The following is a 25,429-nucleotide window of genomic DNA, read 5'->3' as shown; positions in this document are numbered from 1 at the left end:
AATTTTAGCTGCCCCTTAAGGACAGCTAAAATATAGCAAAACAACTTGGATATAGTTTGCATAGATTATGGATTTTAGATGGAGTTATCTATTGGCTGCTTGCAAGGCAGTTCAAACCAAAACATTACGCCGTTGCTTGTGTTAGTGATGCTGTACTTTGCATGGTGCATTTCCATGATTTTGCGAACAATATAAAGCCCTAATCCAGTTCCGCCTGTATTACGGTTACGGGATGCGTCCGCCCGGTAGAAAGCTTCAAACAAATGCGGGAGGGCATCATCAGGCACATGGACACCTGTATTTTCAATTTCACCACGAATCGTACCGTGTATTTCAGACAAAGTTATATGGATTGATTCGTTACTTGGAGAATACCGAATTGCGTTTACCAATATGTTCTGAATTGCCCGTTCCATCTGCACTTGTTCCACTTCACAGTAAAGTCGGTCAGGAATATTGACCTCAAGGTGCTGTTTCTTTTCTTCCGATAAATCTGAAACCGTGGCAAGCTGTACCCGGAATACTTCCGCAAAGTCAACGACTTTATATGCGGATTTCTGAGTTCCCTCCGTTTTAGAAACATACAACAATTCTTTTATCAGATTTTCCATCCTGTCAACAACTGCAAGGGAACGCTCCATGTACTCTGTGTGGTTTTCATAGCCGCTGATCCCGTTCAGCATCCCCGACAAGTGACCTTTCAAAATAGTCAGCGGTGTTTTCAGTTCGTGGGAGGCTGCCGAGAAAAATTCTACCCGCTGTTGCTCTAATGCTTGTTCCTTTTCCATATCTGTCTTGAGCTGCTGGTTTGCAGTTTGAAGATCATTCAGCGCAGTAGAGAGCGAGGCCGACAACGAATTTAGATTTTGTGCCAAGCACCCCAATTCATCTTCCCGCGCAGCAGTACATTGACCAGAAAAATCCAGTTCCGCCATTTGCTTTGAAATCTTGCTCAGTCGCACAATAGGTCGAGTGATGTACCGTGTATAGAGCCCTGCACAAAGGAGAGAAAGCAGAAAGACCATTAGGATAACATACGGAAATATGGACAGCAATACTTTTGTTGCCTGCTGTACGACAAACAAATCCGTTTGAACTACCAGCGTATAAGCAGCCCCGTTTTTTAGAGTAATTGGGTAAAAGTTCGTTGTAGTTGCCCCGGACAGCTGCATATCTATGAACGATTCATCTTCATCAAATGTAACTGCTTGATCTGCTGAAACAGTAGAAATTTCCGTAGCCACTTCATTCGGATAGATAATATTGCCGTTGCTGTCCTCAATCCAAAAAGCGGCATTTGTTTTCGCTGAAAAATCAGCCAATTCATTTTCACAATCGTCTATATTATTAAAATCCGCCATTTGCTCGGCAAGGTGCATGGCGGCTTTCTCCGTAGTCGCATTTATCAAATTGGAGTATGTCGTAGGTAACAGTTTTGAAATGAAAAAATATGTTCCACCACAAGCTGTACCCAGTAGAAGAAATGTAATTATAAAAATCTTGACGGATAACCGTTGCTTAATGTACTTTGTCAATTCTGTATCCCACCCCTCTGATTGTTTTTATATAGTCAGCATTTAACTTTTTACGAATGTTCTTTATATGACTGTCAACGATTCGATCCTCGACCTCCAAATCCTCCGCCCACAATTGGTCCAGTAGCATTTGCCGAGTAAAAACCTTTCCTTGATTTTCAATCATAAGCCTAAGAAGCGCAAACTCTTTGCTGGTTAAAACAACCTCGTTTCCGCCTTGATATACATGGAATCCGTCAACGTCCATACTCAGCTCTTTATAAGTAAGCAGGGATTGATTTTGATTTTCCGCAGTCCTACGGCGAAGAATAGCCGCAATCTTGCACAGCAGGATTTTGGGCGAAAAGGGCTTTGGAATGTAATCATCAATCTGCTGTTCAAAACCCCGCAACTGGTTTTCTTCATCCGAAAGCGCAGTAAGCATAATAATAGGGACTTGTGACCTTTTGCGAATGACCTCACATACACCATAGCCGTCGATTTTAGGGAGCATAATATCTAACAGCACAAGGTCGATTGTATCATCAAACATTGCAATCCCCGCCACGCCGTCAGAAGCAACAGCAACTTCATATCTCGCATCAATCAGATGATTTTTCAATATATCCTGAATGTCAATATCATCTTCGACAATTAAAATCTTCTGCATTGTCCCACCTCCAATTTTTCAAGTATAGCAGAGAAATATGTATCTATTATGGAGTCTGAAATTGTATCCGCATTTATTTTACTGCCATTCTTTCAATCTATCAATGCCGTTACTGAAAACGCTGATAAAATAAAATACTACCAAAACATAAAATCGTGTTTCGTTCTCATAACCAAACCCGAAATGTAGAATAATATATGGGTGATATGAGAATGTACCAAGATGAAAGACGGCTCGACTTCCACGCATTAGGCCGGGAGATCAAGCGCAAAAGAGAAGCCAAAGGCTGGACGCAGGAATACCTCGCGCAGCTCGTTGATCGTACACCTCGTTCCATTATGTATTTTGAAAATCGTGGTCAGCATCCGAGCTTGAATACCTTTTATAAAATCGTCACTTTGCTGGATATTTCCGTTGATCAATTCTTCTATCCTGACAAACAGAATGAAGAAAGTGATTGCCGCCAGCACATTGACAGGATGCTAAACACAATGGACGAGAATGAATTGACGATCATGGAAGCCACCGCAGAGGGAATACAAAAAGCCAGAGAAACGGAGGGAGCGTAAGAAACGGCGCTGCCTCCGTTTTTTCATGGGGTTTCCGGGGTACGCACTAACGGCAAGCAGGGCAAGTGTAGCCACACTTGCTATTTTTGCATCCCGGCGGGCTGCAAAAATGCTTGTTGGGGAGCCTCCCCAAACCCGGCTTTGGGACATTTTGTCCCAAAGTAATTTGCCTGCGTCACCGTTCGCTATCGCTCCTGTTCCTTTTTGTGCTGGCCGTCCGTGACACCCAGCAGATGGTCGATATTGGCCTTGACTGCCACGGCCTGCCGCATTTGCTCCTGCGCCGTTCGGTAGTCAGCGTAGAGTGCCTTTTTCCGCGCCGCCAGTTGGCGGCGTTTTTCTTTTAGCTCTGCCATTTTGGGCAGCTTCTCACCGCCCAGCAACTCTCCCATTGTAGCCTTGGCTGCCCGGTAGTCCGCCAGCTCCGCCTCATGCTCGGCAAGATATTTTCGGCTGTACTTTGCGGCCTTGTACCCGTCAAAGATGGGGCGGGTCTTGGCGTACCGCACCACGGCTCCCATCAGCTCGGAGGTATGGGAAAGGTCGGCCTCGGTCTGCCGAAGCTGTTCCGTCAGCGTATGAAAATGGGAAACGGCGTTCTCGGCCTTGGCGAAGAGCTGGTCATACTCGGTGATGTTCTGCTCCTGCATGAATTGAAGTGCCGCCGCCATCTGCTTGAGATTGTAAACCTTCGCCCACCGTGCATAGGCAGCACCCTTACCAGAGCGCAGCCGTTCCTCTATATCCACGATCAGATTGACACGGCGAAGGACAACAGGCGCAGGGACAGACTGATCCGGGAGCGGACGCTCCCCGGCGATAACCGCCTTGATGTCCTCGGGATCGTAGCCGTCCCCGAGGGTAGATGCCCGCAGCCGGGTCGCCCGCTCCTGCCCCGGAACAAGAAAAGAAATTGCGCCGCCGCGCCCATGCTTGACCGTGAAGCCGGACGCCTCCATGAGCCGGAGGAAAGCATCAAAATCGGCGGGGCGTTTGGCAAGAGCTTCATTGATGGCAAGCCGTAGCTGCTCCTTGTATGGGGGCTGCCGCTCCGTCCCCAGCCATGCCCCGTAATGGAGAAATCGTCCCCTGCTGTGCAGTTTGGGGTTGGTGATGACGGACAGATCATTTTCAAGACAAATGCGGTCAGAGAGCCGCCGCACCGCACGGCCAGAGCCGATGAAGTCCCGGAATTTCCGGGTGCAGTCCAGCGAGGTCGAATTGTAATAAATGTGATTATGGATGTGTGCCTTGTCCGTGTGGGTAGCAACAAAAAAGGCATACTTGCCCTTTGTCCAGCGCATGGCCGTTTCATAGCCGATGCGGTTTGCCTCCTCCGGCGTGATCTCCCCGGGCATGAATGACTGGCGGATCTGATAGCACAGCACATCCGCGTCCCACCGCTGCTCCCGGCCCGTGGTGGCCTTGTACTTGGCCTTGGCGAGCAGGAACTCCGCATCGGCGGTCATGTGGTCGCAAGCATAAGAAGAAATCAGCTCGCCGCCCTCGGTCTTGTCCGGGTTTTTACCATAGTCAAACCGTTCTTTCAAGGACTGTGCGATGGTTTCGCCCTTGCTGATTTTGTGCTTCTTGAAATAGGTTGTGGCCATAGGCAGTCCTCCTTTTGATATGACAAACGGCGGCTGTGGTCAGCCACCGTTGTTCCTGCTTTGGGACATTTTGTCCCGAAGTATCAGCCGGTGATGAAATCCCGCAGGGCAAACTTGGCAGAGTGCAGTCTGTCCACCAGCCACTCAGCGATAGCGGGAACGCCAAAGGGAGAAACGAGGAACGCAAGGACGAGGAACACGATCCCGCCCACCGTCTGCCCACCGATGAATAGGATCAGGGAGAGCAGCGTCAGCGCGATGCAACCCAGCTCACATACGGCGGACGCCACGCAGAACAGGAATGTGACCATAGCGGCCAGCAGGGACAGCGCCACCATCACGGGGGCGGCAAGGATTTTGAGAACGATCATAGCAGCTACCTCCATCAAAAAATCAAGTTGGTTTGTCCTTCTACCCATATTATACCTCTGGGAAAATAGGCGCACAAGGATGTCGAGCTTTCACGACCTCGAGACATTTTGTCCCGAGGTCGTGAAAGCCGGGGAACGGCACAAGGCCGCTCCCCGACAAATCATAGGCTCACCACAGCCGACAGCTTTTTCAGCAGCTCGGACAGCGGCTCCCAAAGGTCGGCATAGTCCTTTTGGAGCGCCGCGATCTCCGAGGGGTAGATGCCGTAGGTGTTGGCATGGACGGCCACTTGGTTTAGGTTGTTGGCACACCGCCGCTGCAAGGCCACCAGCTCCCGGATGTCCGAGAGGTCAACGTGGAGGACATAGCCGTTGAGCGCCATTTTCCGCATATAAGCTCCCATGTTGGAGATTCCGGCCTCGGTCATGCGGTCAGCGATCAATGCCTGTTCCTCCGGCGTCACCATCACATGAAGATGGACAGAGCGCCGCCGCTTTTTTGTCAACGCTCCTCACGCTCCCGGCTGCGGCGCTTGGGCGGGTGTTCCCGCACCTTGTCCAGCGGCTTTTCTGCCGGGGGCGGCACAGGCAGATTGTTGATGATGCCGTCGATCATGTTCCCGTTCTGCTCCATCGCAAGCTCGGCGTTCTTGTTGGGATTGCGTTCCTGCTCCATAAATGTCCTCCTATCTGTCGCCCCGGTCAGGGGCATTTTTCTTTGGGGCGGCTTGCCCCCGGTCAGCCTCGACCTGTTTTGCGGCGGTTTTCATCTGCTCCCGGATCGAACGGGGTCTGTCGGGATTGTCGGGCGCAGGCCGTAGCTCATAGTCAGACGCCTGTCGCTTGGTCAATGGCCGTGTGTAGGTCAAATGCCCCCACGCCAGAAACGATCCGTTTTCAACCGGGACACGCTGATCGTAGTTGACGATCTCATCTGGGGCGTTGCGGGGCGGCTTGGGAAATGTCCCGATGTCCACGGGACGCTGGGTAGAATAATACTTGTAAAGGCCGGGAGCCTCGACCCGCCTGACACCGACATTGTAAAGGCGCTGGTACTCCTGCACCCGCGCCGCAAAGTCCTGTTCCAAAGCGGCACGGTCGCTGCCGTAATGCCCCCATTCATACTGCCGCTGGCCGTCCTTGTCATCGTAGCAAGCCCATGTGACATAGGGCGAGGGAGCGGTAGGATGATGCCCCAGCGCAAAGCCCCTGCCGTTTTCCAGCATGACGGCCTTGATGATCTCATAGCCTTGGTTTTTGTCCATATACCCTCCTCACCGTGATACATCCTTTTCCGCCCGTTTTGCAAAGGGCTGGAGCTGATAGGGGCTTTTGCCATCCTCCGGGCGCAGGAAGTCCAGCCTTGCGGCGGCACGGATGGCGTTCTGATTGAGCTGCCGCTGCCATGCCCCTTGGCTGGGCGCCCATTTGAAGCCTTCGCTTTTAAGCGCCTGCCGGGTATCGGCGTCCGGCTTATCCGCAAAAATGAGCTGCAAGCGGTTCTCCGCCTCATTGACCTTGGCCTCCCCACCGGGAAATGTCCAGCCCACAAACTCCGCCTTGTGGCTCAGTTCCTCGATGCGCTGGCGTACACGGCGGATGTTGGCGTTATTGTTGGTGAGCAGATAGGACGGAAACGGAACGGGGTCTTTGCGCCAGTCTTGGGACATGGACGCCTTGACCTTTTCTACCTGTTCCGCCGTCAGCTCGGGACAGCCCTCCAGCGTCTTATGCTTGCGAAAATAGGCATTGACCGCTTTCATCATGGCCTGCTGGGACTCCATTCCCTCCAGCTTTTTCGTGAGCTTTTCCACGGCAAGGTCATCGTCGGCGCTGATACCGCCCCTGCCTGTGGAGCGGATCTTGTCCAGCAGCTTTTCAATTTCGGCGTACTCGCCGTAGTTGCGATCCCTGGCGGCGTTCTGCTTGACCTTTTTCGCCACGGGGAAATTGCCGCCCCCGGTGATTAGAATGGACGGCACACGGGCATCAATGGCGTTGCGCTCATTGAGATTTTCCGCCAGCCTGCGGGCGTAGCGGTCAACAAGGGCATCGATCTTATCGTGGTACATGGGATCGGCCTGTGCCTTCTGCTTCTCTGCCAGCGCATAGGCTTCATCCACCATCGCCCGGTAGCCCGCCGTGGCCGAGCCGGGGGCATAGTCGGAATAGCTGTTCATGTCCTTTGCCCGCTTTGCCGCCGCCTCGCTGATCTCATAATATTTAGGCATAAGTCCTCCTTTCAGCCGGGACTTCGGGACAAAATGTCCCAAAGCTCGGCGCTTGGATGTGGAAAGCATTTCTGCAAAAACAGGGGCGGGCAGGAAAACATACCGCCCACCCCAAAAGCGCCCCGGAAAAGCCTTGTAAATGCAGGCGTTTTCCGGGGCTATTTTTCCACGCGCTACCTCCGTTTGCGGCGCATATACGCCCGCTTCTGCTCCCGCAGGGCAGCCCCGGCGCAGACCGGGGAGCAGTACCGCTGCCGCCCATCCGGAAGAAAAGCCCTGCCGCACACCGGGCAAGGCCGGGCTTCCGTGATACGCTCCACGGTCAGCGACCTTTCCAGCACGGGATCAAGGGGCAGCACCGCCGAACGGAAATAGCGGCAATAAGCGCCTGTCCAGCACTTGCCCAGCATATAGCAGGGACAGTCCAGCGGCAGGCAGCCATAATCTTTATCGTAGTTGGCGCACCATTTTGTCACCAGCTTACGGATCGCCGTTTTTTCCTGCCGGGTCAGCTCACGGCTCATTTTTGCCCCCTGTCTTGGACTTGAGCTGTTCCCGGTAGCAGAACACGCAACCGATCCCGCGCCAGTAGGAGCAGCCGTCACAGCGGGAGCCTTTGGGCGGCAGGCTGAGCGGAACACCCTTGAAGTAGCTCTTTTCTTTCATAAAGTCCTCATAAGGACTGTTGGTAAATCTCATTCCTCGCCCTCGCTTTCCGTTTCGTCCTCGTCCTCCCAAGGCGGGGTATCGTCATAATCGTCGCCATAGTCCTCCGCAGCGTCGGTAGCCTGCTGCTTCTTGGGACGGTAGATTTTGAAATACCAGCCCGCCGCGCCGCCGATGACCGCCACGGCCAGAACCAGCAGGAGTGTCCCGCTGCTGCTTTTGGACTGCTCCGGCTCGGGGTCAGGCTCCGGCTCCACCACGGGCGCAGGCTCGGGAGCCTTGCCCTGGCACTCGCCCATATTTACAGCGCAGACGGTGCAATCCGTGTTGATAGCGCCCACGGCGCATTTGTCGGCACAGGAACACTCCGGCAGCTCATCGCCCGCCGCCTGCATCGCCGCCAGCAGGTCAGCCTCGTCCACCATGTTCAAAAAGTAGGTCTGGTACTGCTCGCCGTCCTCGTCGGTGGGCTTGTCATAGTCAATGACGATGTAAAAGGTGTTGCCGCCGCTGGTCTGCACCGTGATGAACTGCTTGTTGGTGGCCTTATCGTAGAGCAGGTCACGGGTCACAAGGTTGCCGTCCTCGGTGAAGCCCTCGCCGGGGTCAACGGTTTCTGTGGGCAGCGGCTCTACCGGGGCAAGGCCATCCCATTCCTCACCGCCCCCGGCGTAGGTCGTGACCGCCATGCCGCACATCAAAACAGCGGCGCAGAGCGCCGCCGTCAGCTTCTTCATCCACTTGTTCATTCGCTGTCCTCCTTATCCGCGGAATCGGACTTCGGGACAATCTGTCCCAAAGTGCCGCCGCTCTTGATGGTCTGAAGCAGCACGGGCAGGTCGGTGAGCGAAACGCTCATGCCGCGCACGATCTCCACGATCTCGCTGTTCTCGGCCTCCAGCTTTTTCTGTTCCAGCTCCTTGAGCCGTGCCTGCTGCTCGTTGATCTTGGCCATGACCTTTTCGATCTCAGCCTGAATTTTCGCGCTTTTGGAGATAGCCATAAAAAACCTCCTGTCAAAACAATTTTCCGTAGGCGTAGAAATGGGACTGCCAGTAACTCGTGTTGAGGTTGGCATAGCTGATGGGGTCGCCACAATGAAGCATCCAGCCATCGCCCACATAGATGCCCACATGGGAGATCCCCGGCGTATCATAAGTCCCTGTGAAAAATACCAAGTCGCCGGGCTTGGGGCTGCTTGTCCGTGCGGAGATGTTGTATAGCCCCTGCGCCCCCAGCCGCCCGAAGTCCCAGCCGCATTGGTTGTAAACATAGCTGACGAAGCCGGAGCAGTCAAAGGATGTGGACGGGCTGCTGCCGCCCCAAACATAGGGGTATCCCACATACTTTTCCGCCTCTTTTAGAATGGCGGCAAAGGTTTCATCGGCAAGGTAGTCCTCCGGGATCTCATGCAACGGGGGCTTGCTGGTGTACTTGCCCACATAGGGCGAGGACGGGAACAGGTCGGGACGGTTGCCCAGCGTCGCCATGTAGAGGGCGTACCGGGACAGGGTTTCCTCGCCCATGAGGTAAACGGGCAGATGGGAGAGATTGAAGTTTTCAAGTGTGACATAGCAGATGTAATAGTTGTACGGAACTTCAACATCATAGTTGTTGCCCTCACTGTCCGTCCGGGTAACGGTACGGTAGCGCACCTCCACCACCACATCCTCGGTCAAAATGTACTGGCGGTCAAAGAGCATTTGGAGCGTCCCCCGCACCTCGTCCAGCGTCCACTCGCCCTCATGGAGCGCGCAAACGATGGACAGCAGCACATAGGGATCGTGTTCAATGGTGTCGAGGTCAAAATGATATTCGTCATAGTCATGGGTACGGGTGTAGGTGTCGAGGTAGCGTTGCAGCTCGTCCTCCAGAGCGCAGTAGGCGGCCTCCGCCCCCAGCAGGTCAGCATCCTCAGCGGCATAGGTGGACGCGCCGATGGCTCCGGCCACGCCGTTGCCCACCGTTACCAGCGAGGACATACACGATTGCAGTACTACCAGCAGCAGAAACGCCGCCAGCAGCAGGAGCAGCCCGCCGGGGTGTTCCTTAATATAGGCGGACACCTTTTCCGTCAACTTACCAGTGACGGACGCCGTGCCCTCGGCGGCCTTGGCGGTCTGTCTGGCAGCCTCCCGCGCCTGCTTTGCGTACTGGCGCTTGATCTTCTGCTTTTGCAGATACCGGGACACCGCGCCGCCATCCTGCATTTCCGGGTGTTCCTCCACGGTCTTGCGGTAGTAATAATCCGCCGTGGCCTTGATGTGCTTGCTCTCGGCACGCTCCACGGCCTTTGCCGGGTGTTCCCGGATGGCCTTGCGGAGCTTGCGCCTGCCAAAGCGGTACACGGACTCTGCTACCAGCTCGGAACGGTGTGCGCCCTCTGTGCCGACATTTTCATGCTCGACCTCATAGAGTTTGCCATGCACAAAGCCGTGGACGCCGTGTCCGGCAGCGTGGGTAAGGCGCTTGACCGCACCGGGCTTTTTCGGCGGCTTCTGCTTTGCCAGCTTCTCCCGGGCGGCGTCCAGCTTCTCGCCCCGGCACTCCATCCGCAGCTTGGACGCCGCCGTTTGCTCTTGCCGGCTTTTCCGCCGAAACTTGGACTTCGGGACATTTTGTCCCGAAGTGGGGTTACTCGTCTGTTCGCTCATGGGCAAGATCCTCCGGGCGGGTAGTCAGCAGGTCATAGATCTCTCCACGGGGGAAACGGTCTACAAACGGGATGGTGACATTTCCATAGAACAGCAAGCCCTCGCCGGAATTGGAGTGCGTGATGTAGGAGAGCTGATGCTCGGAAATACCGAGCTGCTTTGCCAAGATCGCACGGTCGCTCTGCGCCTGCGACAGCAACACCATGAAATCCGTGTTGTCCAGAATGTTTTCGATCTCCCGGCTGGCCAGCAGGTCTTTCACATTCTGCGTCAGAGCCGAGGGGACGCAGCCCTTTTTGCGGAGCATTTTCCAGACCGCCACAAAGTAACTGGCCGTCAACGGATCACGGAGCAGGATATGGAACTCGTCAAAGTAGCACCAAGTCGCCACGCCCTCGGCATGGTTGGCGTTTACCGCCGCCGTGACAAATTCATTGGTGGTGTGCATGGCGATTTTGCGGAGGTTTTCACCCAAGCCCTTTAGGACAATGCAGACCACACGGGAATTGAGGTCAACATTCGTGGGATGGTTGAACAGGTTGAGAGAGCCTGTGCAGTAAAGCTCCAACGCCGTCGCCACCCGCCGCGCCTCCGGCTCGGGCTGGCGCAGCAGCTCCTCATACAGATCTTGCAGCAGCGGCGTTTTCGCTGGTTCCAGTCCCAGCGCCATCTCCCGGTACACCAGCCGCACACAGCGGTCAATGACGGTTTTCTCGATGGGCTGCAAGCCCTCCTTGCCGCCCACGATCAGCTCACACAGGGACAGCAGAAAATCCGCCTTCATGGAAAGCGGACTGTCCTCGTCATTGATATTCATTTGCAAGTCCATAGGCGAAATGTGGTGCGGGCTGTCCGGGGCGATCTCAATGACCTGCCCGCCCAAGCGCCGCACCAGCGGGGCATATTCGCCCATCGGGTCAACCACGATGATGCGGTCATTGGTGGCGAGGAACACATTGATCAGCTCCCGCTTGGCGGCAAAGCTCTTGCCGCTGCCCGTAGAGCCGAGGTACATTCCGTTGGCGGATTTGAGCTTTTTGCGGTCAGCCATGATGACATTATTGGAAAGAGCGTTCATGCCGTAGTAGAGCGCCTGTCCGTCCATGCGAAGCTCACGGGTCATAAAGGGAATGAAAATGGCCGTGGAGCTGGTAGTCATGCCCCGCTGGATCTCAATGCCGTTGTAGCCAAGCGCCAGCGAGGACACAAACCCCTGCTCCTGCTGCCAGTCCAGACGGCGCAGGGCGCAGTTGTATTTCTGCGCGATGCCGCTCACCGTGAACACATCGTTTTCAAGCCGCTGCCGGGTGGGAGCGAGGTTCACCACAGTAAAGGTCAGCAGGAACATTCGCTCATTGCGGCTTTGCAGGTCGGAGAGCAGCTCGGCGGCGTCCTTGGAAAAGGTAATGAGGTCAGGCGGCAAAATCTCCATATCATACCCGGCACGGACAGCCTTTTTCTGTTCCTCCACTTTCATGCGGCCTATGTCGGAGATTTTTCCCTTGATCGTCTTAATGGCCTTGAGCTGGTCTACCGTCTGAATGTGCATGGTGACGGTCAGCTCGGCGTCCAGCTCCAAAATCTCCGCCAGCAGCTTATCCGAAAGCTCCGACGCCATGATCTGCAAATAGGACGCCGCGCCCCACATCTGGCCGACACGGAAAGTCCGGTTCTGCCGAAAGTCGAAACTGTCCGGGGCGATGTAGTCCTTTGTCCCCATGCCTGTCTTGGTAATATCTTTCCACGCAAAGCGGAACGGCTCACGCCCGCCGGGGTGCATCTGCCCATGCAGCACCGCCAGCCGATCCCGGCCATCCAGCGGGCGGGACTGGACGCCCAGCCGTTTCAGATTGCCCATGACATCCGCCTCCACGCGCCCCAGCCGGGGACGCGCCTCCGCTACACCCTCGGCAGGCAGGCCAAAGGTGATGTATTTGTACCGCTCAATGCCGTTGTTGCTCTTGGCGATCTGGCCTTTGAGCATTTCCACATATTCGCCCCGGATGCTGTTGAAGTCATCCTCCTGCGCCGGGATATTCACTTTGTAGCGGCTAACATTGCGGCTGCGGCGGTTGACAAAGGAAAGCTGGAACGGTAGAGAGCTGTCAAAATAATTCAGGCACGCGCTCCACCCGCTGATAATGGCAGTCTGATCCTCCGTGGACGCCACGGCATAATTGATGTCCTCATATTCCAGCGTCTTTGTGTAAAGCCCGCCGGGGAGCTGGCAGATCCCGTCTGGGTGCATGGCGATATAGGGAATGGTCTGCTGGGCGGACAGCGCCCGGTGCTTATTTGCATTTTTCTGCTTTTTTGCTTTGCTCAATAGGCTTCTCCTTTCGCGCAAATGGGGCATAGATATTTTTCGTTCGGTACGGGCGGATGCCGGGGCGGGTAAACTTGACCCGGACGATGTTGCGGATCACCTTTTCAAAGGGCAGTCCGTCCTTTTCGTACATCGCCAGCAGGAACGCCGGGAGCATGATCGCCAGCATAGCGAACAGTGCCCCGGTGTTGCCGATGGCCTGCCGGGTCAAAAGGTAGGTCGGAATACCCACCGCCGCCCCGATACCAAAACAAATGAGCTGCCGCTTGGTGAGGTTGAACGCGATTTTTGTCTTGATCTTGGAAAGGTCGTTCGGGACATTCACATAGGGCATCAGTCTGTCACCTCCAGTTTGGGACAATTTGTCCCAAAGTCCGGGATCGTCGGCTCTACCTCGTTGCCCCACACATCCCAGCCGGGAGAGGTCTGCCGTGCGAACAGCTCCACACGGGGCAAATCGCCCATGAGGGCAACGATCTTATCACGGGTTTCATCCGGCTTTTTGCTGTGGGCTTCGATGGGCGAAATGATAAACTGGTGAATGTCGGCGGCCTGCCGCTTCGGGTGTCCCTTGGTCGCCAGCAGACAGATCTCGGCGTTCGCCCTCGTCCAGAAGCCCAGCCCATAAAACCAGCTATCCGCCTTTTTGTTCTTTTTGAGCCAGACGAACGCAACGGATTTATAGGTGAAGCCCCACGCACGGATAAGCCGCAGAGCCTCCGGGAGCTGGGGAAAGGTCGCCCACATGAAAAGGGCGCTGTCCTTGGCCGCAAGCTCGGCCACAGGCAGCGCACACAATTCCTCAATGCTCATGGTGGGGTAGTGATTTTCTGCCGCGCCCTGCACTTTCTTTGCAGAGTAGCGCCACGGCGGGTCAGCGTAGATAATGGAATATTTTTCGATATTGTCACGCTCCTTTGGACATGAAAAAACCGCCAGCATGAAAGCAAGCGGTCTTGTCGGATCATTTTGTTAGGGTCAGCAAAAATGATGTTTATTCGGTTGTTTCTTCGCGCAGCAAGTCTTTGAACAGGACGCTCATGTAATCGCTGCGGCCATACAGAACACGGTCAATGTAGACATCGTTGCCTTGCACACGATAAAACACCATATAATTGCCGCTGACAAGAAAACGATAGTCAGTTCCTATATCTGCAATAGAGGATAACGGGGTTCCCATTTCTGCGAAATTTTTCAACGGGTCAACCGCGTCTATAATGCGATTGATCACGCGCTCCGCAGCAGAACGATTTTGAAGTTCCGATACGATGTAATCCCAAATGTCATCCAAATCACGACGGGACTCGGGTGAATAATGTATTTTATTCTTCATTCGCTCTTGCGCGGAAATGCGCCCTCATATCGTCCGGTGTCAGCCAGCCTTCCGTTTCGCCAGAGTGACGGCCTTTTGCAAGCTCATTCATCAGGCGGATGGTCGCTTGTGTTCTCTCATAGTCCTGCATATCCACGATGGCGTACCGCCCGCGCCCGTTTTTCGTTAAAAAGACAGGAGCGCCCACAGCCACATCATGCAGTACCTCGCTGTAATTTCGCAGGTCAGAAATGGGTTTAATGTTCGGCATATCTATCAGCTCCTTTCAAACACAGTATACCCCATTCTGCTGTAAAATTCAACAGCAAGTTTTACAGCTGTCCCTCCTTTAATGTGCGCTGAACACGCTGCGGGCGATGGAGCCAGTTTTGAACAGGCAGAAGCAGAGCAGCACGGAATAGCCCATGCAGCCCCATATCGCGCCGATGGGGTCGCCGCTTGTGGCGATACCCTGTATCAGCACCGCATAGATGGCAACGCAGACGAGAATGAGCAGCCCTTGAAATCCCACGGCAAACAGGGACTTCAAATAGTTCTGCCCGGTATTGCCCAGTTCCCGGTTAGAGAGCGTAGCAACGGGGATGGGGGCTAAGCTGGTCAGCAGGTATATTTCGATCATGCGGCCATAGACAATCACGAAGATAACAACATTGATCGCCCACATGGTCACATGAATGAGCAGGGATTGCAGCCACAGCCCCAACAGAGAGCCAAGCCCCAGCGCTTCCAGCGTGGCCTCCAAGTCGGCAAGCATGGCCTCCGAAATGTCCGTTGAGCCTTGCACGATCCCGGTTGCCCGGGCGATAACGCTTTGGGACACATCGAACACGGCCATGACGATATTGAAAGTGTTGGACAAAATCAAAATGGCGCAGGCCGTTTTGAATATCCACTTGAAGAAGATCCAGTAGTCCAGATCATGCAGGTTGTTCTTCTCGATAATGAGTTGGATCAGCTCATAGGTAGCAACAAAGGTGAGGATCAGACCGGCAATCGGCAGTATCACCGTTTCAGAAAGTTGCCGGATCAGGGAGAATACCCCGGCGTTCCATGCCGCCGGGGTGGTTCCCACTTGCACCGCAATCTCTCCGACACGGGAATTGACCGTATCAAAAAGCCCCGTGAGGTTGCCCATGATACCCTCGATCAGCAGCTCTTTTAGCCAGTCTGTCAGCCAGTCGGTGAGAAATCCCATGCTTTACGCCCTTAAAACAGGGTGGACAGCAGAGGGATCAGGGTCGTACCCAGCACGATGATGCCGCCGCCCGCCATGAGCTGCTTCATGCCCTGAGACTTTACTGATGTTCGATAAAGAAGTAGTAGAAGTGTAAAAATTTTGCCGTTCCTATCCGGCACTTGCGCATTGTGTCGGACAGGTCGGGCGGTTATTCGGGCAAGTCCACCTTGCCAACAAAAGAATAATAAATCTCAATGTCCTGCCTACGGGTCTTGTTCTCGTCATAGCTGCACTCATGCACAACGATTTTCTCTACAAACTCACGCAAGAGGGTGTGGGTCAGTTCTTCAAAGTTCATGTGCTTGCGGACAATGTTCATAAACTTTTCTGCGTTTACGGTGGCTTCCTGCGCTTTAGAAAGCTCCGCCTGTATTCTGGCAACACGCTCTTTCAATTCCTGCTGTTCGGCTTCATAGTCTGCCGAAAGCTCCGTGAAACGCTCGTCTGATATGCGCCCGGTCACGCTGTCCTCATACAGCCGCTTGAAGATAGCGGATAACTCGGCTATGCGTTTCTCGGCGGCTTCCAGTTCCTTTTTCTTGGCGGCGTTCCTGCGCTTGCCCCCGTCCTCGTTCTGCTCAATCAAGAGCTTTATAAACCGAGCTTCATGCTTTGCCGCATAGCTGGTCACTTTCCGCAGATTGGATAGTACACCAGCGGTCAAGAGGTCGGTGCGGATAAAGTGCGCCGTACAGTCATGGGTGCGTTTCTTGTAGTTGCCGCAGATATAACAGTCCTGCTTGCGCTTGTCCGTCTGGTATCGCTGCTGATACATCACACTGCCGCAGTCTGCACAGAACAGTATGCCGGAGAACAAGCCCACTTCATCATAGCGGTTGGGGCGTTTGCGCTGCTTGCGAAGCTCCTGCACCCGTTCCCATGTTTGGGTGTCTATGATAGGCTCGTGGTGGTTCTCGAATATCGCTTGCTTTTCCTCCGGGTTTTCTACGCTGTGCTTGACTTTGTAAGAGGGCTTTTCTGTCTTGAAATTTACCAGACAGCCTGTGTATTCCCGGTTTTCAAGGATATGCACAACGGTATTGGTCGCCCACTTGCATTCATAGCCGGGGTGGTAGCGGCGGGTGCTGCCCGTCCTGCGGTATTCCAGCGTCCCCGGCGTGGGGATCTGCTGCTCTGTGAGCATACGGGCTATCTTGGTCGGACCATTCCCGGCAAGGCAGAGGTTGTATATCTGCTTGACTACGGGTGCAGCTTCCTCGTCAATAATGAAATTTTCGTCCTCGTCCATGAGGTAACCATACACAGGCTTGCTTGTGATGGGCTTGCCACTCATGCCTTTTGAGCGTTTTACTGCTTTGATTTTCTTGCTCGTATCTCTCACCAGCCATTCGTTAAAGATATTCCGCAGCGGGGCAAAATCATTGTCGCCCTGTGCGCTGTCCACTCCGTCATTGATAGCGATGAAGCGGACACCTTTCTGTGGGAAAATCATTTCCGTATACATTCCCACTTGCAGGTAGTTTCGCCCTAACCTCGACATATCCTTTACGATAACTGTCCCGACTTTTCCGGCTTCAATGTCCGCAAGCATGGCTTGGAAACCGGGTCTTTGAAAGTTCGCACCAGAATAACCGTCGTCCGTGTACCAGCGCAGATTGGAAAAGCCGTTCTGCTTTGCATAGGTTTCAAGAATACGCTTCTGGTTGGAAATGGAATTGCTCTCGCCTTGCAGCTCGTCCTCATGGGATAGTCTTGGATAAAGGGCAGTGATTTTCTGGGTGGTCTGTCTTAACATAAAATCCTCCGTTTCCGACAGCCAGCCCCACTATTCCGTATTTCGATTATACCACATGGGGCGGCTGTCTGTATAGCGGCTTCTGCTTCTTTACCGCCCGGTAAAATGACGATTTTTCTGTGCGGCTTGTAGCGTTAAGGCGAAAGCTGGGCTTTGTGTCCTGCGGCGGCTTCCGCCTCCAGCACTTTCATCATCTTATCGGCTGCGGTGTCGGTGGTATCTTTCTTGAAAAAGCCGGAAACGACAAGGACGGTGTTGCCCATGCGGATCTCTGTCACGCAGTCCGGGCGGCGTTCCGGGGTGGTGTTCTGCTTGTTCTCTGCCATAGGCAACTCCTTTCATTTCATCTCGTCGTCGCAAAGTCCATTCGGCTCCGTTTCCCGCTGGAGCGGAAAACTACGCTCATTTCCTTGCTCCTCCTCTCCCCGCAAAGCCTTACGGCTTTGTGGGGCCCCCATTAGCTTTTTCAGCCTGTTCAGCTTGGCTTGCGCCGTTTCCCGGCGAAAGTTCTCACCCGTAAAGAGGATAGGGGCGCACATTTCCAAAAGGCGGTCATAAATCCGGGCATGGGCGGTGTCCAGCGGATTTTGCAGGCTGTCCAATGTCAGATTGGTGGTGACGATTAGGGGCTTGCGGCTGCGGTAGCGGCTGTCAATCACATTGTAGACCTGTTCTAAACCGTACTCTGTGCCGCGCTCCATTCCAAAATCATCAATGATAAGCAGAGGAAATCGGCAAAGACGCTCGATATACTCGTTGCGCCCCCCAAAGCTGGCGGTCAGGTCATTCAAAATCGCAGAAAAATTCGTCATGCGGACAGCGACTTCCTGCTCCATGAGGGCATTAGCGATACACCCGGCAAAATAGCTTTTTCCTGTGCCGACCTTGCCCCATAGCAGATAGCCGATATTTTCCTCGCGCATGATTTCCCAATGCTCCACATAGAAGTGTGCAATCTCCATTTGCGGGCATTTCCCGTTGTCATTGGCGAAAGTCCATTCCTGCATGGTGGGATTGGTAAATCCCTGGCGTTTCAAGTCCTCCACGGTATCAAGGTGCTTTCTGCGCTGTTCGGCGGTTTCACGCTCCAAACGCTTGGCTTTCTGGCAGTCACATTCTGCCGGGTGGCGGTCACGCCCAAACGGGGCGGCTTGCTTTTCCGGGAAGTAGGCTTCTTTCGGGGTGCGGCACTTGCCGCAGTAAAGCAGCCCGTCCTCGCCTGTGTAGTCCTCCGGCTCTGCGGTAGTAGTCATCATATTCAAAACGGTATCGGTAAAAAGTTCAGTCATAAACTCTCGCCCTCCTTAAAGGTGTAATCGGGTATGCCTTTTTTCGGCGGTTTCTTGGCTTCGTCCTCCTGCGCCCACTTGTATATCGTGGCTGCATGGCTACGGTATTTCGTTCCTTTGGACGCTATATGAGTAGATAAGCGGTCAATATAATACTCCCATTTGTCGGGCAGTTCCGCTTTCAGCTCGTCCAGTTCCGTATCGGAAAGAAAAACATTGTTGTATCTGCCATAGCGGCGGGCGGGGGCTTGTCCCTTTAACTCTCCCTCTTTTTCTAACTCTATATCTATCTCTTTCTTTATCTCTATCTCTGGTGGACGAATGTCGGACAAATGTCCGCCATTTGTCCGCGGCGGCAAAAGCGCCTTGTTTTCAAGCCTTGCGGCGCGTTTCCGTTCCGCTTCGGTAGAGGATTGACCGATCATCAGCTCAATGTCGGTCATATAAAGCAGCCCGCAGTCAAGCTGCTCCACAAGCCCTAACTGCTGGAAGATGGCTAACGCCCGTTCCACCGTCCCGATTTGGTGACGGGTCAGCGTGGCTATCATCTGGGCGGTATAGGGGATATGCTCGTCAAGCTGTAATCTGCCGCCATTTTTCAGCGATTTTAAGTACAGCTTCAAGAGAATATTGGAATACAAAATCCCGTCTTTCATGTCCTCTAACAGCACAATGGAATCGCTGTCGAAGAAGTTTTCTTTCAGTTTGAGGTAGTAATATTTGCGGTTATCTGCCATTGGCGGTGTCCTCCCTGTGTTTCCATCTCTTAGAGAAATACCGGGGGCAGAGGACGATAATCGCCCGGAAGCTCTGCTTGCAGCCGTGTGTGCAGCCCCGGCAAAGGTCATTGTAAGTAATACGGTTTCGGTGGTTGAGGAAAAAGCTCCATTCCAACCGCCGCTTTTTGCTCATGCGCGGCATTTCTCGCTCCTTTCTGCCGCTTCCGCTGGTATAAGCGGATAGGTCGGTAAAAATGTTGTTTCTCGGTATCATTTTCGGGGATTTCCTGCGCTGTATGCCCCGTTTCAAAGGTGGGTAGTATTGCGGATAGGGTGCAGGGCATATCCCCGTTTTGGTATCGTTTGGGGCGGTTTTTAACGCTCCTGTTCGTGTGTTTTCTCTCTGTCTTTCTCGCCTTGCAGGATTTGGGAAAGATTGCTTTTCACGGTATGCAGCTCCTTGACGCGGGCTTTTTTCTCCCGGTATTCGTTGTAGTGGGCGTTCTTTTCGGCGGTAAGCTGCTCGATTTCCGCTTGCAGCGCCTTATGACTTGGCAGCTTGGAAACGCCATGCGCCCGGAAATAACGGGCGGCTGCGTCCGCTATGATAAAATCGCTTTCGTACCGTTCCCGATAGGTGCTGCGGGCTTTCTCCGTTTTCTGTGCTTTCAGACCATCACGGGCAGGCTTGGTCTTGGCATAGGCAATCACCTGTGTCTGAAGCTCTTTTTTCTCCCGGATAGCAGCGTCCAGGGCTTTCAGCTTGGCGGTGCTGTCCTGTAAATCCGCATTGGCAGATACAAGGGCTGCGTCCAGTTCCTCCGGCGAATAGCCGTACTGCCCGTAGGCGGCAACGGTAGCCGCCATTTGTTTCAGATTGTGGACTGCCGCCCAGCGGTCATATCCCACGCCTTTTCCCTCCGCTCGTTTTGCCGCCCGGTCAACCATACGCTGAATACCGTCCTTTTCCGGGGCGGTTTGGACAGCTTTTTTACCCTGCAAACGCTCCTTTATGCTGCGGGGATATTCGGGTATGGCTGCGGTCTGCTCGGCGGTTCTGTGGGCATTCTGTTCCAAAAGGGCAAGAACGGCGGTGCGGTCAAAATCGTCGCCCAGCTTGCGGGCGGTAATGGGCTTTGTCCTGTCCGGCGTGAGATAGGATAGCCGCCCCCGGCTCTCCTTGACGGTCACGCCCTGCTGCAAAAGAACGGCGGAGAACTCGTCATAGCTGGCGGCAGAGGACAGCGCGGCGCGTATGGTCTGCCGCAATTTTTCCTTGTCTGTTTCAAACTTCGTGGGCTTGGCTGGCTGCTCCTCGGCTGGTAAGGCGGCAGCTTCCTTGTCCAGCTTTGCCTGTCCTTTCCGCTGCGCCCAATACTCGCGCTCGGTAATGCGGTTCTTGCTGCCATGCAAAAGGTCGATTTGATAGAGATTTTCCCGGTGGCACAGCTCCATGACTTCGGCTTTGAAGTATTCCATCGCCGCGTCTGTGCAGCGGTGCTTGCACCCGGCGCGGGTGTCCGCCGGTCTGTCCATGTAAGGCAGGAACGGAACTTCCGCTATCCGCAGAGAATTGATAACGATATGCACATGGATATTTCCGCTGTGGTTATGTCCGTCCGGGTGGGTGCAGACAATGGCTTGGTGTCCGGGAAACTGTTTCCGGCAAAATTCCTCGCCCAACGCCTGCGCCCGGTCTACGGTCAAGCCGTTGTCTACTGCGTCCCGTGGGTCAAAGCTGATAATGTAGTGGTGGCTTTTCACATCTTCTCGTTTTTGGTTTTTCCCATAACGGAGATTGGATCGCATACAGGCAACAGCAAAATCCTCGCCGCCGCAGTTCAGCGTTGCTATTCGGTAGTCCTCCCGGAGCATGAGCCGCCCGCTTTCATCAAGGGTGGGCTTCATGGTAAACTCATCATGTTCAAAGGTGAGGTACTGCTCGGTTGCGCCATAATCCGCATTTTTAGAGCTGATATGTTTGAATGTTGCCAACAGCGTCACCTACCTTTCGCAAGACTTCAAACTTCAAGGCGGCAAGGTCAGAAATGGCGGCGCGGACTTCAACGGACAGGGCGTTGTATGGTGTGCCGTACTCATTGAGGACGCGGGCGATCTGATTGAGGTTGCCGCCGATTTTTCCGTATTCGGCGGTCAGCCTGCCAACGGCGGACAGCAGTTCATCGTTGACCGGGGAAACGGTAACGATGGGGCGAATAGTCGCCCGTGTGATGGCTTGCCGGATAAATTCGGCTTGGCTCATGTCATAGTGTTTCAGCCGCTCGGTAAAGTCGGCGTATTCTTCCTCGGTCATGCGGGTTTTGACCACATGGCAGCGGTGGGGCGTGTTGTATTTTTTCTTCAAGCGTTGACCTCCTTTCTCGCCCGACAGGGCGCATGAGCAGGGTTTGGGGAAGGCACTCCCCAACAAGATTTACCAAAGGGGCAAAACCGCAGATATGCGGATTTTGGCACCGTGGTAGAATCTTGCTCTAAAAAACTGCCGCTTTCCTCGGCGGCTCTGGTTTGCGGATATACTGGCTTGCTCCACCAATATAGCGATTGCGGCGGCGTGTTCTGCCCGCTGTTCACCACTACAACGGTGAAAAAGGTGCGTTTTGGCAAATGCAGCGGAAATTTTTTTGATTTCCCCGTCCTGCTCCCTACAACAATCCGGCGGTGTGGTTTGCCAAAGATTTTTGAAAATAGGCGCAAAAAAAGCAGCAAACCTTTTTCAAGATTTACTGCTTATATGCCGCTGTGATGGGCGGCGGTATTAAATTGTCAGCCGTTTTTCAAATGGAATTTATCTGCAATCGCTTTCTTTTCGCTTTCCAATCCCTTTTCTGTAATCTTCCATAATCCTAACGCAATGATCTGCTATCTTTTGCATTCCGAGTTCTTCAAAAAAAGCAATTTGTATTTTCATCAGTTCTTCGCAAACAGCCAACTTCTGCTCATCCATATTGCTAATAGCAAGCCATGGGAACGCTTTATATTTCTTAGTGTCACCAATGAGAAAATTGTACCCTATCAACTCATTTTCACGGAAAACGAAATAGAATTGTGGACCTGAACCCGGAACTGACTTTTCCATAATTTGTTGCATGGTTTTCACACCGCCGTATGCAGGAAAAAAACCTATTCGCTCAAGAGCATTTAATATGTCAAGCCTTTTATCTGTGGGTATGTCTCTATAATTGATAATCTGTTCCATTTGCTCCACCCCCATTAAAGTTTAATTTGTCAGGCTCTAATTATACAACTTTTCTGCTTAGCGGTCAAAGCGGAACTTCAACAGGCTTTCTATCAGCCGCCCGACGATATGTTCCTGCATATCTGTGTTGATCTGTCCGTCCATTTTCGCACAAGAGCGGATATATCCGGCATAATGGGATAGGACGGCGGCAACAGCTTCCGGGTCGCCCTCGCTTGCCTTAACGATTGTTTCATAGGGAAGTAGCTGGTTCATAGGACAAGCCCTCCAACTCTGCCCGTAGCCGCCGTAAAATCATCTGAATACGCCGCCCGGTTGTGTTGCCAGCCCGTCCATATCTCCGTCCAATCTCCCTATGCGTCAATCGTTGGAAGTAGTACAAGAAAATGATTTCCTGTTCCATCTGTGATAGTGCGGACAGGGCTGCGGCAAGCTCTGGACTTTCCAAAAGCACCATCTGACCACAGACGAAAAGCGGATAGCTGGTCATGCCGGATTGCTCCGCAAAGTATTTATCTGTGGTACTGAATGGATAGTGTTTTTCTTCTATCAGATATTCAAGCGAGATTTCCCGCTTGCGGCGGCTCCGTATGCTCCGGGCTGCGTCTATGGCAGCGTGGCGAATAACAGTCTTGCAAAAGGCATCGTGTGTATGCCGGATATGTTCTTGATACTTTTCGTGTTCGGTCATGGAAAATCCCCCTTTCTGAATAATGGCAGAGGGCGGCAGCATCTTGTGCTGTCGCCCTCTTGATTACCGAACAGCAAAGACGGGCGGGGCTGTCAACGGCGGCGCATTTGCGCCGTTCATCTTGACCGTTGACAGGCTCGGCTGGGTTTGCTATCTGCTCACGGCAATTCACTCTCATTGATAGGAATTGCTTCAAGGTCCGTATTCAAATTGTTCCAATAAGAGCCAATATCCGCACTTGTGAAATACTTAAAACCGCCTGCTTCTGACTTCAATTCGCCGTTTTTAACTCCATAGCAGGCGTAAATCAAATCGTAGCTTGTTCCATCTGAGAGGTTAAATCTAAAGCTGGTCACATCTGCTCCGGCAGTTTCCTCAGTTGTTTTGTCTTTTAAGAATAAGTCCTTGAACTTATCATACAGGGTCTTTATATCATTTTCAGCAACAACTACTTTCTTTTCTGCTGATGCAGGCACTCCGTCATAGTGGTACATTTCAACGCTTTCGACATCTTCAACCTCAAATGGGAAGTCGATTTTGACAGGCTCATAAGCAATGTTTATAGGTAACAGAAAGAGAGCTGTAAAAATTGCAATGGTACAAAGAGCGATGGAAACGAGAACAGCAATCGTTATCTTTTTCCTGCCCCTCTGCTTTTCTTTTGCCTCATGGCGCATAATAACGCTTTCGCTTTCTTCGTGAAGAACATCTTCGCTCGTGTGAGAAAGCAATTTCTGATAAATTGCGTTACAATCAGCACAGGCGTTCAAATGCTCTTTTACCATCTCTGCGCTTGCTTCGCTGCAAGCACCGTCAACATACAGCGGAAGAATATCTCGAACAATATCGCATTGTTTACTCATGCTTTTCATCCATCCTTTCTTGAATTTTTAGCTTTGCACGATGATAAGTAACTCTCGCCCATGATTCTGTTTTTCCAAAAATTGCAGCGATTTGTGAAAAAGATAGTTCCCCGAATACGCGAAGCTGAAAGACTTCTTTGTATGGTTCTTCCAAACGGTGAAGAACGAGGTGTATGCGGAACGCCATGTCAGAATCTGCAACTGAGTTCTCAACATTTTCATTTGATGGCAAGTCATTGATTTCACTCACATCAGCTACTCGCTGACGGCTTCGCATTTCATCATGGTAAAGATTTTTTGCTATGGAGCAGAGCCATGTCAATTCATCTGACTTACCTTTGAATTGTGATGTTGTAGAAACAGCCTTATAGAATGTGTTCTGCGTGATTTCCTCTGCTATCTCACGATTTTTGGCAAGAGAAATAGTATACGAGTATACCTGTAAATAGTAGGCTTTATAGAGCTTTTCATAGTCCATACTTGTCATCACCTCCTTCAGCTTCATAGGTTAGACGGAGAAATCGGAATTTCGTTACAAAGAAGTTTGAAATTTTTATACCTTTACGCTACTCTTGCTTTCTGCGGACTGTTGGTAGACGCACATTAACGGCAAGCAAAGAGATTGCTGTGTCAGCTTGATATGTTCAAATGCTAATTAAGTATAGCATACAGCTATGAATTTTTCTATTGCGTTCCCCTGACTTCGGAATAGTGGCAGGGCTGGCTATCCATGTCTTGTGCTTCTCTACCGTACATGAGCATTAGCGCCGGGGTTGTCCGAGCCATAGCCCTCCAGCAGATTGACCACGCCCCACACGCCAAGGCCAGCGCCGAGGGCAATCACAAGGGTCTGCAAAGTGGTGATGGCAGAAGCGAAAAACTGCATATAGCCTCCTATTCTCCGGGGACAAAGCCCCGGCCATGAAAAAAGCCGCCCTTGCGGGCGGCAGCCTACTAACTGGTTTTTATACAAGGTTTCTTTTTTGCGGGAGGGGCTCTTGGTAACATAAAAAGGGCTCCTTTCTCATTGCTTGGCAATTTGAATTGCGGTATAATGTAGATAAAAACAATTAGTGAGGTGAAAATAAATGACTGATTGGGCAATGGTTGTGTTAACCGCAATCTATGTTTTAGCTACAATTCTTATTTGCTACTATAACTATGGGGCAACCAAGGCTTCAAGAGATCAAGCTGCTGAGATGCGCCGTCAATATGAAGAAGATAATCGTCCATATATAACCGTTGAGCTTATTTATGAGCGAAAAGTGTTTTACGGGCTGCGTTTTTCAAATCATGGAAAACGTCTTGCAAATCATGTACGCATACAACTTGACCAAACTTTTTTAGACAGCCTCAAAGAGCCTTCATTTAGCGAAATGTTAAAGCGAGCAAACGGCAAAGAATGTATTATTGGAATTGGGCAACATTATGATCTCTACTTCGGCTCAAACAAATTCCGTGAAAACACAGACAAATATCCTCTTTCGGGGCAAGTGGTCTACCAAGATGGTGAGCGTACATACAAAGAAGCGTTTAACATTGATTTTGACTCCTATGCAACATTCTTTTCCGTGGACTGCGATTTTGATGATTTTTTGAAAGAAATGAAAGCCCAGACCAGAGAATTGCACGGAGTTGGGGAGAAGTTGCAACAGTTGGTTACAGTCCGCCAAGTGAGTGCCGATAACACAGACAGCAAATCAGAATAATTCT

The 25,429-nt window shown here is 52.5% G+C and carries 34 protein-coding genes and 3 pseudogenes; 4 read left to right on the top strand and 33 right to left on the bottom strand.

Features of this window, described 5'->3' with window-relative positions; all coding sequences use genetic code 11:
• Positions 1-74: 74 nt before the first annotated feature.
• Positions 75-1,361: an ATP-binding protein gene (locus ACI0CA_RS09400; RefSeq protein ID WP_446806991.1), complete on the bottom strand. Its 1,287-nt coding sequence runs from the start codon at positions 1,359-1,361 to the stop codon at positions 75-77.
• Between the two features lie 157 nt (positions 1,362-1,518).
• The gene (locus ACI0CA_RS09395; protein WP_343285055.1) at positions 1,519-2,184 is read right to left on the bottom strand and encodes a response regulator transcription factor; all 666 of its coding nucleotides are present in this window, start codon (positions 2,182-2,184) and stop codon (positions 1,519-1,521) included.
• A 206-nt stretch (positions 2,185-2,390) separates the two neighbouring features.
• Between ACI0CA_RS09395 and ACI0CA_RS09390 the strand changes: the two genes are divergently transcribed.
• A complete protein-coding gene (locus ACI0CA_RS09390) occupies positions 2,391-2,753 on the top strand; it encodes a helix-turn-helix transcriptional regulator (protein WP_343285070.1) in 363 nt (120 codons plus the stop codon).
• Positions 2,754-2,938: 185 nt separating this feature from the next.
• Here ACI0CA_RS09390 and ACI0CA_RS09385 read toward each other — a convergent pair whose 3' ends face one another.
• The 25 genes and pseudogenes from ACI0CA_RS09385 to ACI0CA_RS09265 all read right to left on the bottom strand — a co-directional run bounded on the left by ACI0CA_RS09385 (position 2,939) and on the right by ACI0CA_RS09265 (position 21,310).
• Complete coding sequence (locus tag ACI0CA_RS09385; RefSeq protein ID WP_308449629.1) at positions 2,939-4,363, bottom strand: relaxase/mobilization nuclease domain-containing protein; 1,425 nt, start codon at positions 4,361-4,363, stop codon at positions 2,939-2,941.
• Between the two features lie 83 nt (positions 4,364-4,446).
• Entirely contained in the window at positions 4,447-4,734 is a 288-nt protein-coding gene (locus ACI0CA_RS09380; protein ID WP_395506997.1) for a CD1845 family protein, read from the bottom strand.
• A 161-nt stretch (positions 4,735-4,895) separates the two neighbouring features.
• Positions 4,896-5,240 carry a plasmid mobilization protein gene (locus tag ACI0CA_RS09375; protein WP_308449631.1) on the bottom strand — a complete coding sequence of 115 codons (345 nt, stop codon included), beginning with the start codon at positions 5,238-5,240 and terminating at the stop codon, positions 4,896-4,898.
• On the bottom strand, positions 5,237-5,410 hold the full coding sequence (locus ACI0CA_RS09370) for a DUF4316 domain-containing protein (protein ID WP_216504207.1): 174 nt from the start codon (positions 5,408-5,410) through the stop codon (positions 5,237-5,239). Before ACI0CA_RS09370 ends, ACI0CA_RS09375 begins: the two co-directional genes overlap by 4 nt.
• Positions 5,411-5,420: 10 nt before the next feature.
• Entirely contained in the window at positions 5,421-5,999 is a 579-nt protein-coding gene (locus tag ACI0CA_RS09365) for a defense against restriction DarA-related protein (RefSeq protein ID WP_308449632.1), read from the bottom strand.
• Between the two features lie 9 nt (positions 6,000-6,008).
• On the bottom strand, positions 6,009-6,965 hold the full coding sequence (locus ACI0CA_RS09360) for a hypothetical protein (RefSeq protein WP_308449633.1): 957 nt from the start codon (positions 6,963-6,965) through the stop codon (positions 6,009-6,011).
• 173 nt (positions 6,966-7,138) lie between these two features.
• A complete protein-coding gene (locus ACI0CA_RS09355; protein WP_308449634.1) occupies positions 7,139-7,489 on the bottom strand; it encodes a cysteine-rich VLP domain-containing protein in 351 nt (116 codons plus the stop codon).
• The gene (locus ACI0CA_RS09350; protein ID WP_308449635.1) at positions 7,479-7,664 is read right to left on the bottom strand and encodes a hypothetical protein; all 186 of its coding nucleotides are present in this window, start codon (positions 7,662-7,664) and stop codon (positions 7,479-7,481) included. The genes ACI0CA_RS09355 and ACI0CA_RS09350 overlap by 11 nt, the downstream gene beginning before the upstream one ends.
• Positions 7,661-8,380 carry a DUF4366 domain-containing protein gene (locus tag ACI0CA_RS09345; RefSeq protein ID WP_308449636.1) on the bottom strand — a complete coding sequence of 240 codons (720 nt, stop codon included), beginning with the start codon at positions 8,378-8,380 and terminating at the stop codon, positions 7,661-7,663. Before ACI0CA_RS09345 ends, ACI0CA_RS09350 begins: the two co-directional genes overlap by 4 nt.
• Positions 8,377-8,634 carry a DUF4315 family protein gene (locus ACI0CA_RS09340; RefSeq protein WP_308449637.1) on the bottom strand — a complete coding sequence of 86 codons (258 nt, stop codon included), beginning with the start codon at positions 8,632-8,634 and terminating at the stop codon, positions 8,377-8,379. The genes ACI0CA_RS09345 and ACI0CA_RS09340 overlap by 4 nt, the downstream gene beginning before the upstream one ends.
• Before the next feature lie 13 nt (positions 8,635-8,647).
• Positions 8,648-10,285: a C40 family peptidase gene (locus ACI0CA_RS09335; RefSeq protein WP_308449638.1), complete on the bottom strand. Its 1,638-nt coding sequence runs from the start codon at positions 10,283-10,285 to the stop codon at positions 8,648-8,650.
• Complete coding sequence (locus ACI0CA_RS09330; RefSeq protein WP_349201329.1) at positions 10,266-12,641, bottom strand: VirB4-like conjugal transfer ATPase, CD1110 family; 2,376 nt, start codon at positions 12,639-12,641, stop codon at positions 10,266-10,268. The genes ACI0CA_RS09335 and ACI0CA_RS09330 overlap by 20 nt, the downstream gene beginning before the upstream one ends.
• Positions 12,577-12,945, bottom strand: a complete 369-nt coding sequence (locus ACI0CA_RS09325; RefSeq protein WP_308449639.1) for a PrgI family protein — start codon at positions 12,943-12,945, stop codon at positions 12,577-12,579. Before ACI0CA_RS09325 ends, ACI0CA_RS09330 begins: the two co-directional genes overlap by 65 nt.
• Positions 12,945-13,553 carry an MT-A70 family methyltransferase gene (locus ACI0CA_RS09320; protein WP_308449640.1) on the bottom strand — a complete coding sequence of 203 codons (609 nt, stop codon included), beginning with the start codon at positions 13,551-13,553 and terminating at the stop codon, positions 12,945-12,947. Before ACI0CA_RS09320 ends, ACI0CA_RS09325 begins: the two co-directional genes overlap by 1 nt.
• Before the next feature lie 52 nt (positions 13,554-13,605).
• A complete protein-coding gene (locus ACI0CA_RS09315; protein WP_302929035.1) occupies positions 13,606-13,944 on the bottom strand; it encodes a type II toxin-antitoxin system RelE/ParE family toxin in 339 nt (112 codons plus the stop codon).
• The gene (locus tag ACI0CA_RS09310; RefSeq protein ID WP_295706368.1) at positions 13,934-14,194 is read right to left on the bottom strand and encodes a type II toxin-antitoxin system prevent-host-death family antitoxin; all 261 of its coding nucleotides are present in this window, start codon (positions 14,192-14,194) and stop codon (positions 13,934-13,936) included. The genes ACI0CA_RS09315 and ACI0CA_RS09310 overlap by 11 nt, the downstream gene beginning before the upstream one ends.
• 78 nt (positions 14,195-14,272) lie before the next feature.
• Positions 14,273-15,139, bottom strand: a complete 867-nt coding sequence (locus ACI0CA_RS09305) for a VirB6/TrbL-like conjugal transfer protein, CD1112 family (RefSeq protein ID WP_308449641.1) — start codon at positions 15,137-15,139, stop codon at positions 14,273-14,275.
• A gap of 11 nt (positions 15,140-15,150) precedes the next feature.
• A pseudogene (locus ACI0CA_RS09300) lies at positions 15,151-15,240 on the bottom strand (Maff2 family mobile element protein); the annotation flags it as partial.
• An 89-nt stretch (positions 15,241-15,329) separates the two neighbouring features.
• The gene (locus tag ACI0CA_RS09295) at positions 15,330-16,937 is read right to left on the bottom strand and encodes a recombinase family protein (RefSeq protein ID WP_343285065.1); all 1,608 of its coding nucleotides are present in this window, start codon (positions 16,935-16,937) and stop codon (positions 15,330-15,332) included.
• A gap of 134 nt (positions 16,938-17,071) precedes the next feature.
• On the bottom strand, positions 17,072-17,263 hold the full coding sequence (locus tag ACI0CA_RS09290) for a transposon-encoded TnpW family protein (RefSeq protein WP_005946147.1): 192 nt from the start codon (positions 17,261-17,263) through the stop codon (positions 17,072-17,074).
• A 129-nt stretch (positions 17,264-17,392) separates the two neighbouring features.
• Positions 17,393-18,226: pseudogene (locus ACI0CA_RS09285) on the bottom strand (ATP-binding protein); the annotation flags it as partial.
• Positions 18,223-18,963 carry a phage replisome organizer N-terminal domain-containing protein gene (locus ACI0CA_RS09280; RefSeq protein ID WP_009259845.1) on the bottom strand — a complete coding sequence of 247 codons (741 nt, stop codon included), beginning with the start codon at positions 18,961-18,963 and terminating at the stop codon, positions 18,223-18,225. The pseudogene ACI0CA_RS09285 and the gene ACI0CA_RS09280, both read right to left, overlap by 4 nt.
• Complete coding sequence (locus tag ACI0CA_RS09275; protein WP_006573562.1) at positions 18,953-19,147, bottom strand: hypothetical protein; 195 nt, start codon at positions 19,145-19,147, stop codon at positions 18,953-18,955. Before ACI0CA_RS09275 ends, ACI0CA_RS09280 begins: the two co-directional genes overlap by 11 nt.
• 173 nt (positions 19,148-19,320) lie before the next feature.
• Positions 19,321-20,940, bottom strand: a complete 1,620-nt coding sequence (locus ACI0CA_RS09270; protein ID WP_009259846.1) for a relaxase/mobilization nuclease domain-containing protein — start codon at positions 20,938-20,940, stop codon at positions 19,321-19,323.
• On the bottom strand, positions 20,912-21,310 hold the full coding sequence (locus ACI0CA_RS09265; RefSeq protein ID WP_009259847.1) for a plasmid mobilization protein: 399 nt from the start codon (positions 21,308-21,310) through the stop codon (positions 20,912-20,914). The genes ACI0CA_RS09270 and ACI0CA_RS09265 overlap by 29 nt, the downstream gene beginning before the upstream one ends.
• A 111-nt stretch (positions 21,311-21,421) precedes the next feature.
• On the opposite strand from ACI0CA_RS09265, the gene ACI0CA_RS09260 reads away from it, so the two are divergent.
• Positions 21,422-21,709 carry a hypothetical protein gene (locus ACI0CA_RS09260; RefSeq protein ID WP_243281675.1) on the top strand — a complete coding sequence of 96 codons (288 nt, stop codon included), beginning with the start codon at positions 21,422-21,424 and terminating at the stop codon, positions 21,707-21,709.
• A 42-nt stretch (positions 21,710-21,751) separates the two neighbouring features.
• Here ACI0CA_RS09260 and ACI0CA_RS09255 read toward each other — a convergent pair whose 3' ends face one another.
• Genes ACI0CA_RS09255 through ACI0CA_RS09245 form a run of 3 tightly spaced genes read right to left on the bottom strand, consistent with a single transcriptional unit; the run spans position 21,752 to position 22,895 of the window.
• Entirely contained in the window at positions 21,752-22,177 is a 426-nt protein-coding gene (locus ACI0CA_RS09255; protein WP_004853578.1) for a hypothetical protein, read from the bottom strand.
• Between the two features lie 42 nt (positions 22,178-22,219).
• Positions 22,220-22,417, bottom strand: a complete 198-nt coding sequence (locus ACI0CA_RS09250) for a helix-turn-helix domain-containing protein (protein ID WP_004853580.1) — start codon at positions 22,415-22,417, stop codon at positions 22,220-22,222.
• Entirely contained in the window at positions 22,395-22,895 is a 501-nt protein-coding gene (locus ACI0CA_RS09245; RefSeq protein WP_004853592.1) for an RNA polymerase sigma factor, read from the bottom strand. The genes ACI0CA_RS09250 and ACI0CA_RS09245 overlap by 23 nt, the downstream gene beginning before the upstream one ends.
• On the opposite strand from ACI0CA_RS09245, the gene ACI0CA_RS09240 reads away from it, so the two are divergent.
• Positions 22,876-23,034 carry a hypothetical protein gene (locus ACI0CA_RS09240; protein WP_008982226.1) on the top strand — a complete coding sequence of 53 codons (159 nt, stop codon included), beginning with the start codon at positions 22,876-22,878 and terminating at the stop codon, positions 23,032-23,034. The two genes, ACI0CA_RS09245 and ACI0CA_RS09240, sit on opposite strands and share 20 nt — an antisense overlap.
• Here the strand turns inward: ACI0CA_RS09240 and ACI0CA_RS09235 are convergent.
• From ACI0CA_RS09235 to ACI0CA_RS09225, 3 genes and pseudogenes are all read right to left on the bottom strand, one after another.
• Positions 23,012-23,716, bottom strand: coding sequence for a zf-HC2 domain-containing protein (locus ACI0CA_RS09235; RefSeq protein ID WP_446806915.1), 705 nt, complete (start codon positions 23,714-23,716; stop codon positions 23,012-23,014). The two genes, ACI0CA_RS09240 and ACI0CA_RS09235, sit on opposite strands and share 23 nt — an antisense overlap.
• A complete protein-coding gene (locus ACI0CA_RS09230) occupies positions 23,709-24,221 on the bottom strand; it encodes an RNA polymerase sigma factor (RefSeq protein ID WP_003533443.1) in 513 nt (170 codons plus the stop codon). The genes ACI0CA_RS09235 and ACI0CA_RS09230 overlap by 8 nt, the downstream gene beginning before the upstream one ends.
• 252 nt (positions 24,222-24,473) lie before the next feature.
• Positions 24,474-24,602 (bottom strand): annotated as a pseudogene (locus tag ACI0CA_RS09225) (Maff2 family mobile element protein); the annotation flags it as partial.
• A gap of 202 nt (positions 24,603-24,804) precedes the next feature.
• Between ACI0CA_RS09225 and ACI0CA_RS09220 the strand changes: the two are divergent.
• On the top strand, positions 24,805-25,425 hold the full coding sequence (locus ACI0CA_RS09220) for a hypothetical protein (protein WP_308450128.1): 621 nt from the start codon (positions 24,805-24,807) through the stop codon (positions 25,423-25,425).
• Positions 25,426-25,429 lie beyond the last annotated feature (4 nt).

It is taken from the genome of Hominenteromicrobium mulieris (assembly GCF_046197855.1).
Classification (GTDB): Bacteria; Bacillota; Clostridia; order Oscillospirales; family Acutalibacteraceae; genus Hominenteromicrobium; species Hominenteromicrobium mulieris.
This window is presented reverse-complemented; position numbering and strand designations above follow the sequence as displayed.

Excerpts from the sequence above, each read along its gene's own strand:
- ACI0CA_RS09320 (WP_308449640.1), bottom strand. The coding sequence starts at position 13,553 with ATGCTGGCGGTTTTTTCATGTCCAAAGGAGCGTGACAATATCGAAAAA.
- ACI0CA_RS09335 (WP_308449638.1), bottom strand. The coding sequence starts at position 10,285 with ATGAGCGAACAGACGAGTAACCCCACTTCGGGACAAAATGTCCCGAAG.
- ACI0CA_RS09250 (WP_004853580.1), bottom strand. The coding sequence starts at position 22,417 with ATGAACCAGCTACTTCCCTATGAAACAATCGTTAAGGCAAGCGAGGGC.
- ACI0CA_RS09400 (WP_446806991.1), bottom strand. The coding sequence starts at position 1,361 with ATGGCGGATTTTAATAATATAGACGATTGTGAAAATGAATTGGCTGAT.
- ACI0CA_RS09315 (WP_302929035.1), bottom strand. The coding sequence starts at position 13,944 with ATGAAGAATAAAATACATTATTCACCCGAGTCCCGTCGTGATTTGGAT.
- ACI0CA_RS09395 (WP_343285055.1), bottom strand. The coding sequence starts at position 2,184 with ATGCAGAAGATTTTAATTGTCGAAGATGATATTGACATTCAGGATATA.
- ACI0CA_RS09365 (WP_308449632.1), bottom strand. The coding sequence starts at position 5,999 with ATGGACAAAAACCAAGGCTATGAGATCATCAAGGCCGTCATGCTGGAA.
- ACI0CA_RS09330 (WP_349201329.1), bottom strand. The coding sequence starts at position 12,641 with ATGCCCCATTTGCGCGAAAGGAGAAGCCTATTGAGCAAAGCAAAAAAG.
- ACI0CA_RS09355 (WP_308449634.1), bottom strand. The coding sequence starts at position 7,489 with ATGAGCCGTGAGCTGACCCGGCAGGAAAAAACGGCGATCCGTAAGCTG.
- ACI0CA_RS09230 (WP_003533443.1), bottom strand. The coding sequence starts at position 24,221 with ATGAAGCTGAAGGAGGTGATGACAAGTATGGACTATGAAAAGCTCTAT.
- ACI0CA_RS09275 (WP_006573562.1), bottom strand. The coding sequence starts at position 19,147 with ATGCCGCGCATGAGCAAAAAGCGGCGGTTGGAATGGAGCTTTTTCCTC.
- ACI0CA_RS09360 (WP_308449633.1), bottom strand. The coding sequence starts at position 6,965 with ATGCCTAAATATTATGAGATCAGCGAGGCGGCGGCAAAGCGGGCAAAG.
- ACI0CA_RS09380 (WP_395506997.1), bottom strand. The coding sequence starts at position 4,734 with ATGATCGTTCTCAAAATCCTTGCCGCCCCCGTGATGGTGGCGCTGTCC.
- ACI0CA_RS09325 (WP_308449639.1), bottom strand. The coding sequence starts at position 12,945 with ATGCCCTATGTGAATGTCCCGAACGACCTTTCCAAGATCAAGACAAAA.
- ACI0CA_RS09390 (WP_343285070.1), top strand. The coding sequence starts at position 2,391 with ATGAGAATGTACCAAGATGAAAGACGGCTCGACTTCCACGCATTAGGC.
- ACI0CA_RS09350 (WP_308449635.1), bottom strand. The coding sequence starts at position 7,664 with ATGAGATTTACCAACAGTCCTTATGAGGACTTTATGAAAGAAAAGAGC.
- ACI0CA_RS09245 (WP_004853592.1), bottom strand. The coding sequence starts at position 22,895 with ATGCTGCCGCCCTCTGCCATTATTCAGAAAGGGGGATTTTCCATGACC.
- ACI0CA_RS09255 (WP_004853578.1), bottom strand. The coding sequence starts at position 22,177 with ATGGGGGTGGAGCAAATGGAACAGATTATCAATTATAGAGACATACCC.
- ACI0CA_RS09340 (WP_308449637.1), bottom strand. The coding sequence starts at position 8,634 with ATGGCTATCTCCAAAAGCGCGAAAATTCAGGCTGAGATCGAAAAGGTC.
- ACI0CA_RS09235 (WP_446806915.1), bottom strand. The coding sequence starts at position 23,716 with ATGAGTAAACAATGCGATATTGTTCGAGATATTCTTCCGCTGTATGTT.
- ACI0CA_RS09310 (WP_295706368.1), bottom strand. The coding sequence starts at position 14,194 with ATGCCGAACATTAAACCCATTTCTGACCTGCGAAATTACAGCGAGGTA.
- ACI0CA_RS09220 (WP_308450128.1), top strand. The coding sequence starts at position 24,805 with ATGACTGATTGGGCAATGGTTGTGTTAACCGCAATCTATGTTTTAGCT.
- ACI0CA_RS09290 (WP_005946147.1), bottom strand. The coding sequence starts at position 17,263 with ATGGCAGAGAACAAGCAGAACACCACCCCGGAACGCCGCCCGGACTGC.
- ACI0CA_RS09385 (WP_308449629.1), bottom strand. The coding sequence starts at position 4,363 with ATGGCCACAACCTATTTCAAGAAGCACAAAATCAGCAAGGGCGAAACC.
- ACI0CA_RS09345 (WP_308449636.1), bottom strand. The coding sequence starts at position 8,380 with ATGAACAAGTGGATGAAGAAGCTGACGGCGGCGCTCTGCGCCGCTGTT.
- ACI0CA_RS09280 (WP_009259845.1), bottom strand. The coding sequence starts at position 18,963 with ATGGCAGATAACCGCAAATATTACTACCTCAAACTGAAAGAAAACTTC.
- ACI0CA_RS09240 (WP_008982226.1), top strand. The coding sequence starts at position 22,876 with ATGGCAGAGGGCGGCAGCATCTTGTGCTGTCGCCCTCTTGATTACCGA.
- ACI0CA_RS09295 (WP_343285065.1), bottom strand. The coding sequence starts at position 16,937 with ATGTTAAGACAGACCACCCAGAAAATCACTGCCCTTTATCCAAGACTA.
- ACI0CA_RS09370 (WP_216504207.1), bottom strand. The coding sequence starts at position 5,410 with ATGGAGCAGGAACGCAATCCCAACAAGAACGCCGAGCTTGCGATGGAG.
- ACI0CA_RS09305 (WP_308449641.1), bottom strand. The coding sequence starts at position 15,139 with ATGGGATTTCTCACCGACTGGCTGACAGACTGGCTAAAAGAGCTGCTG.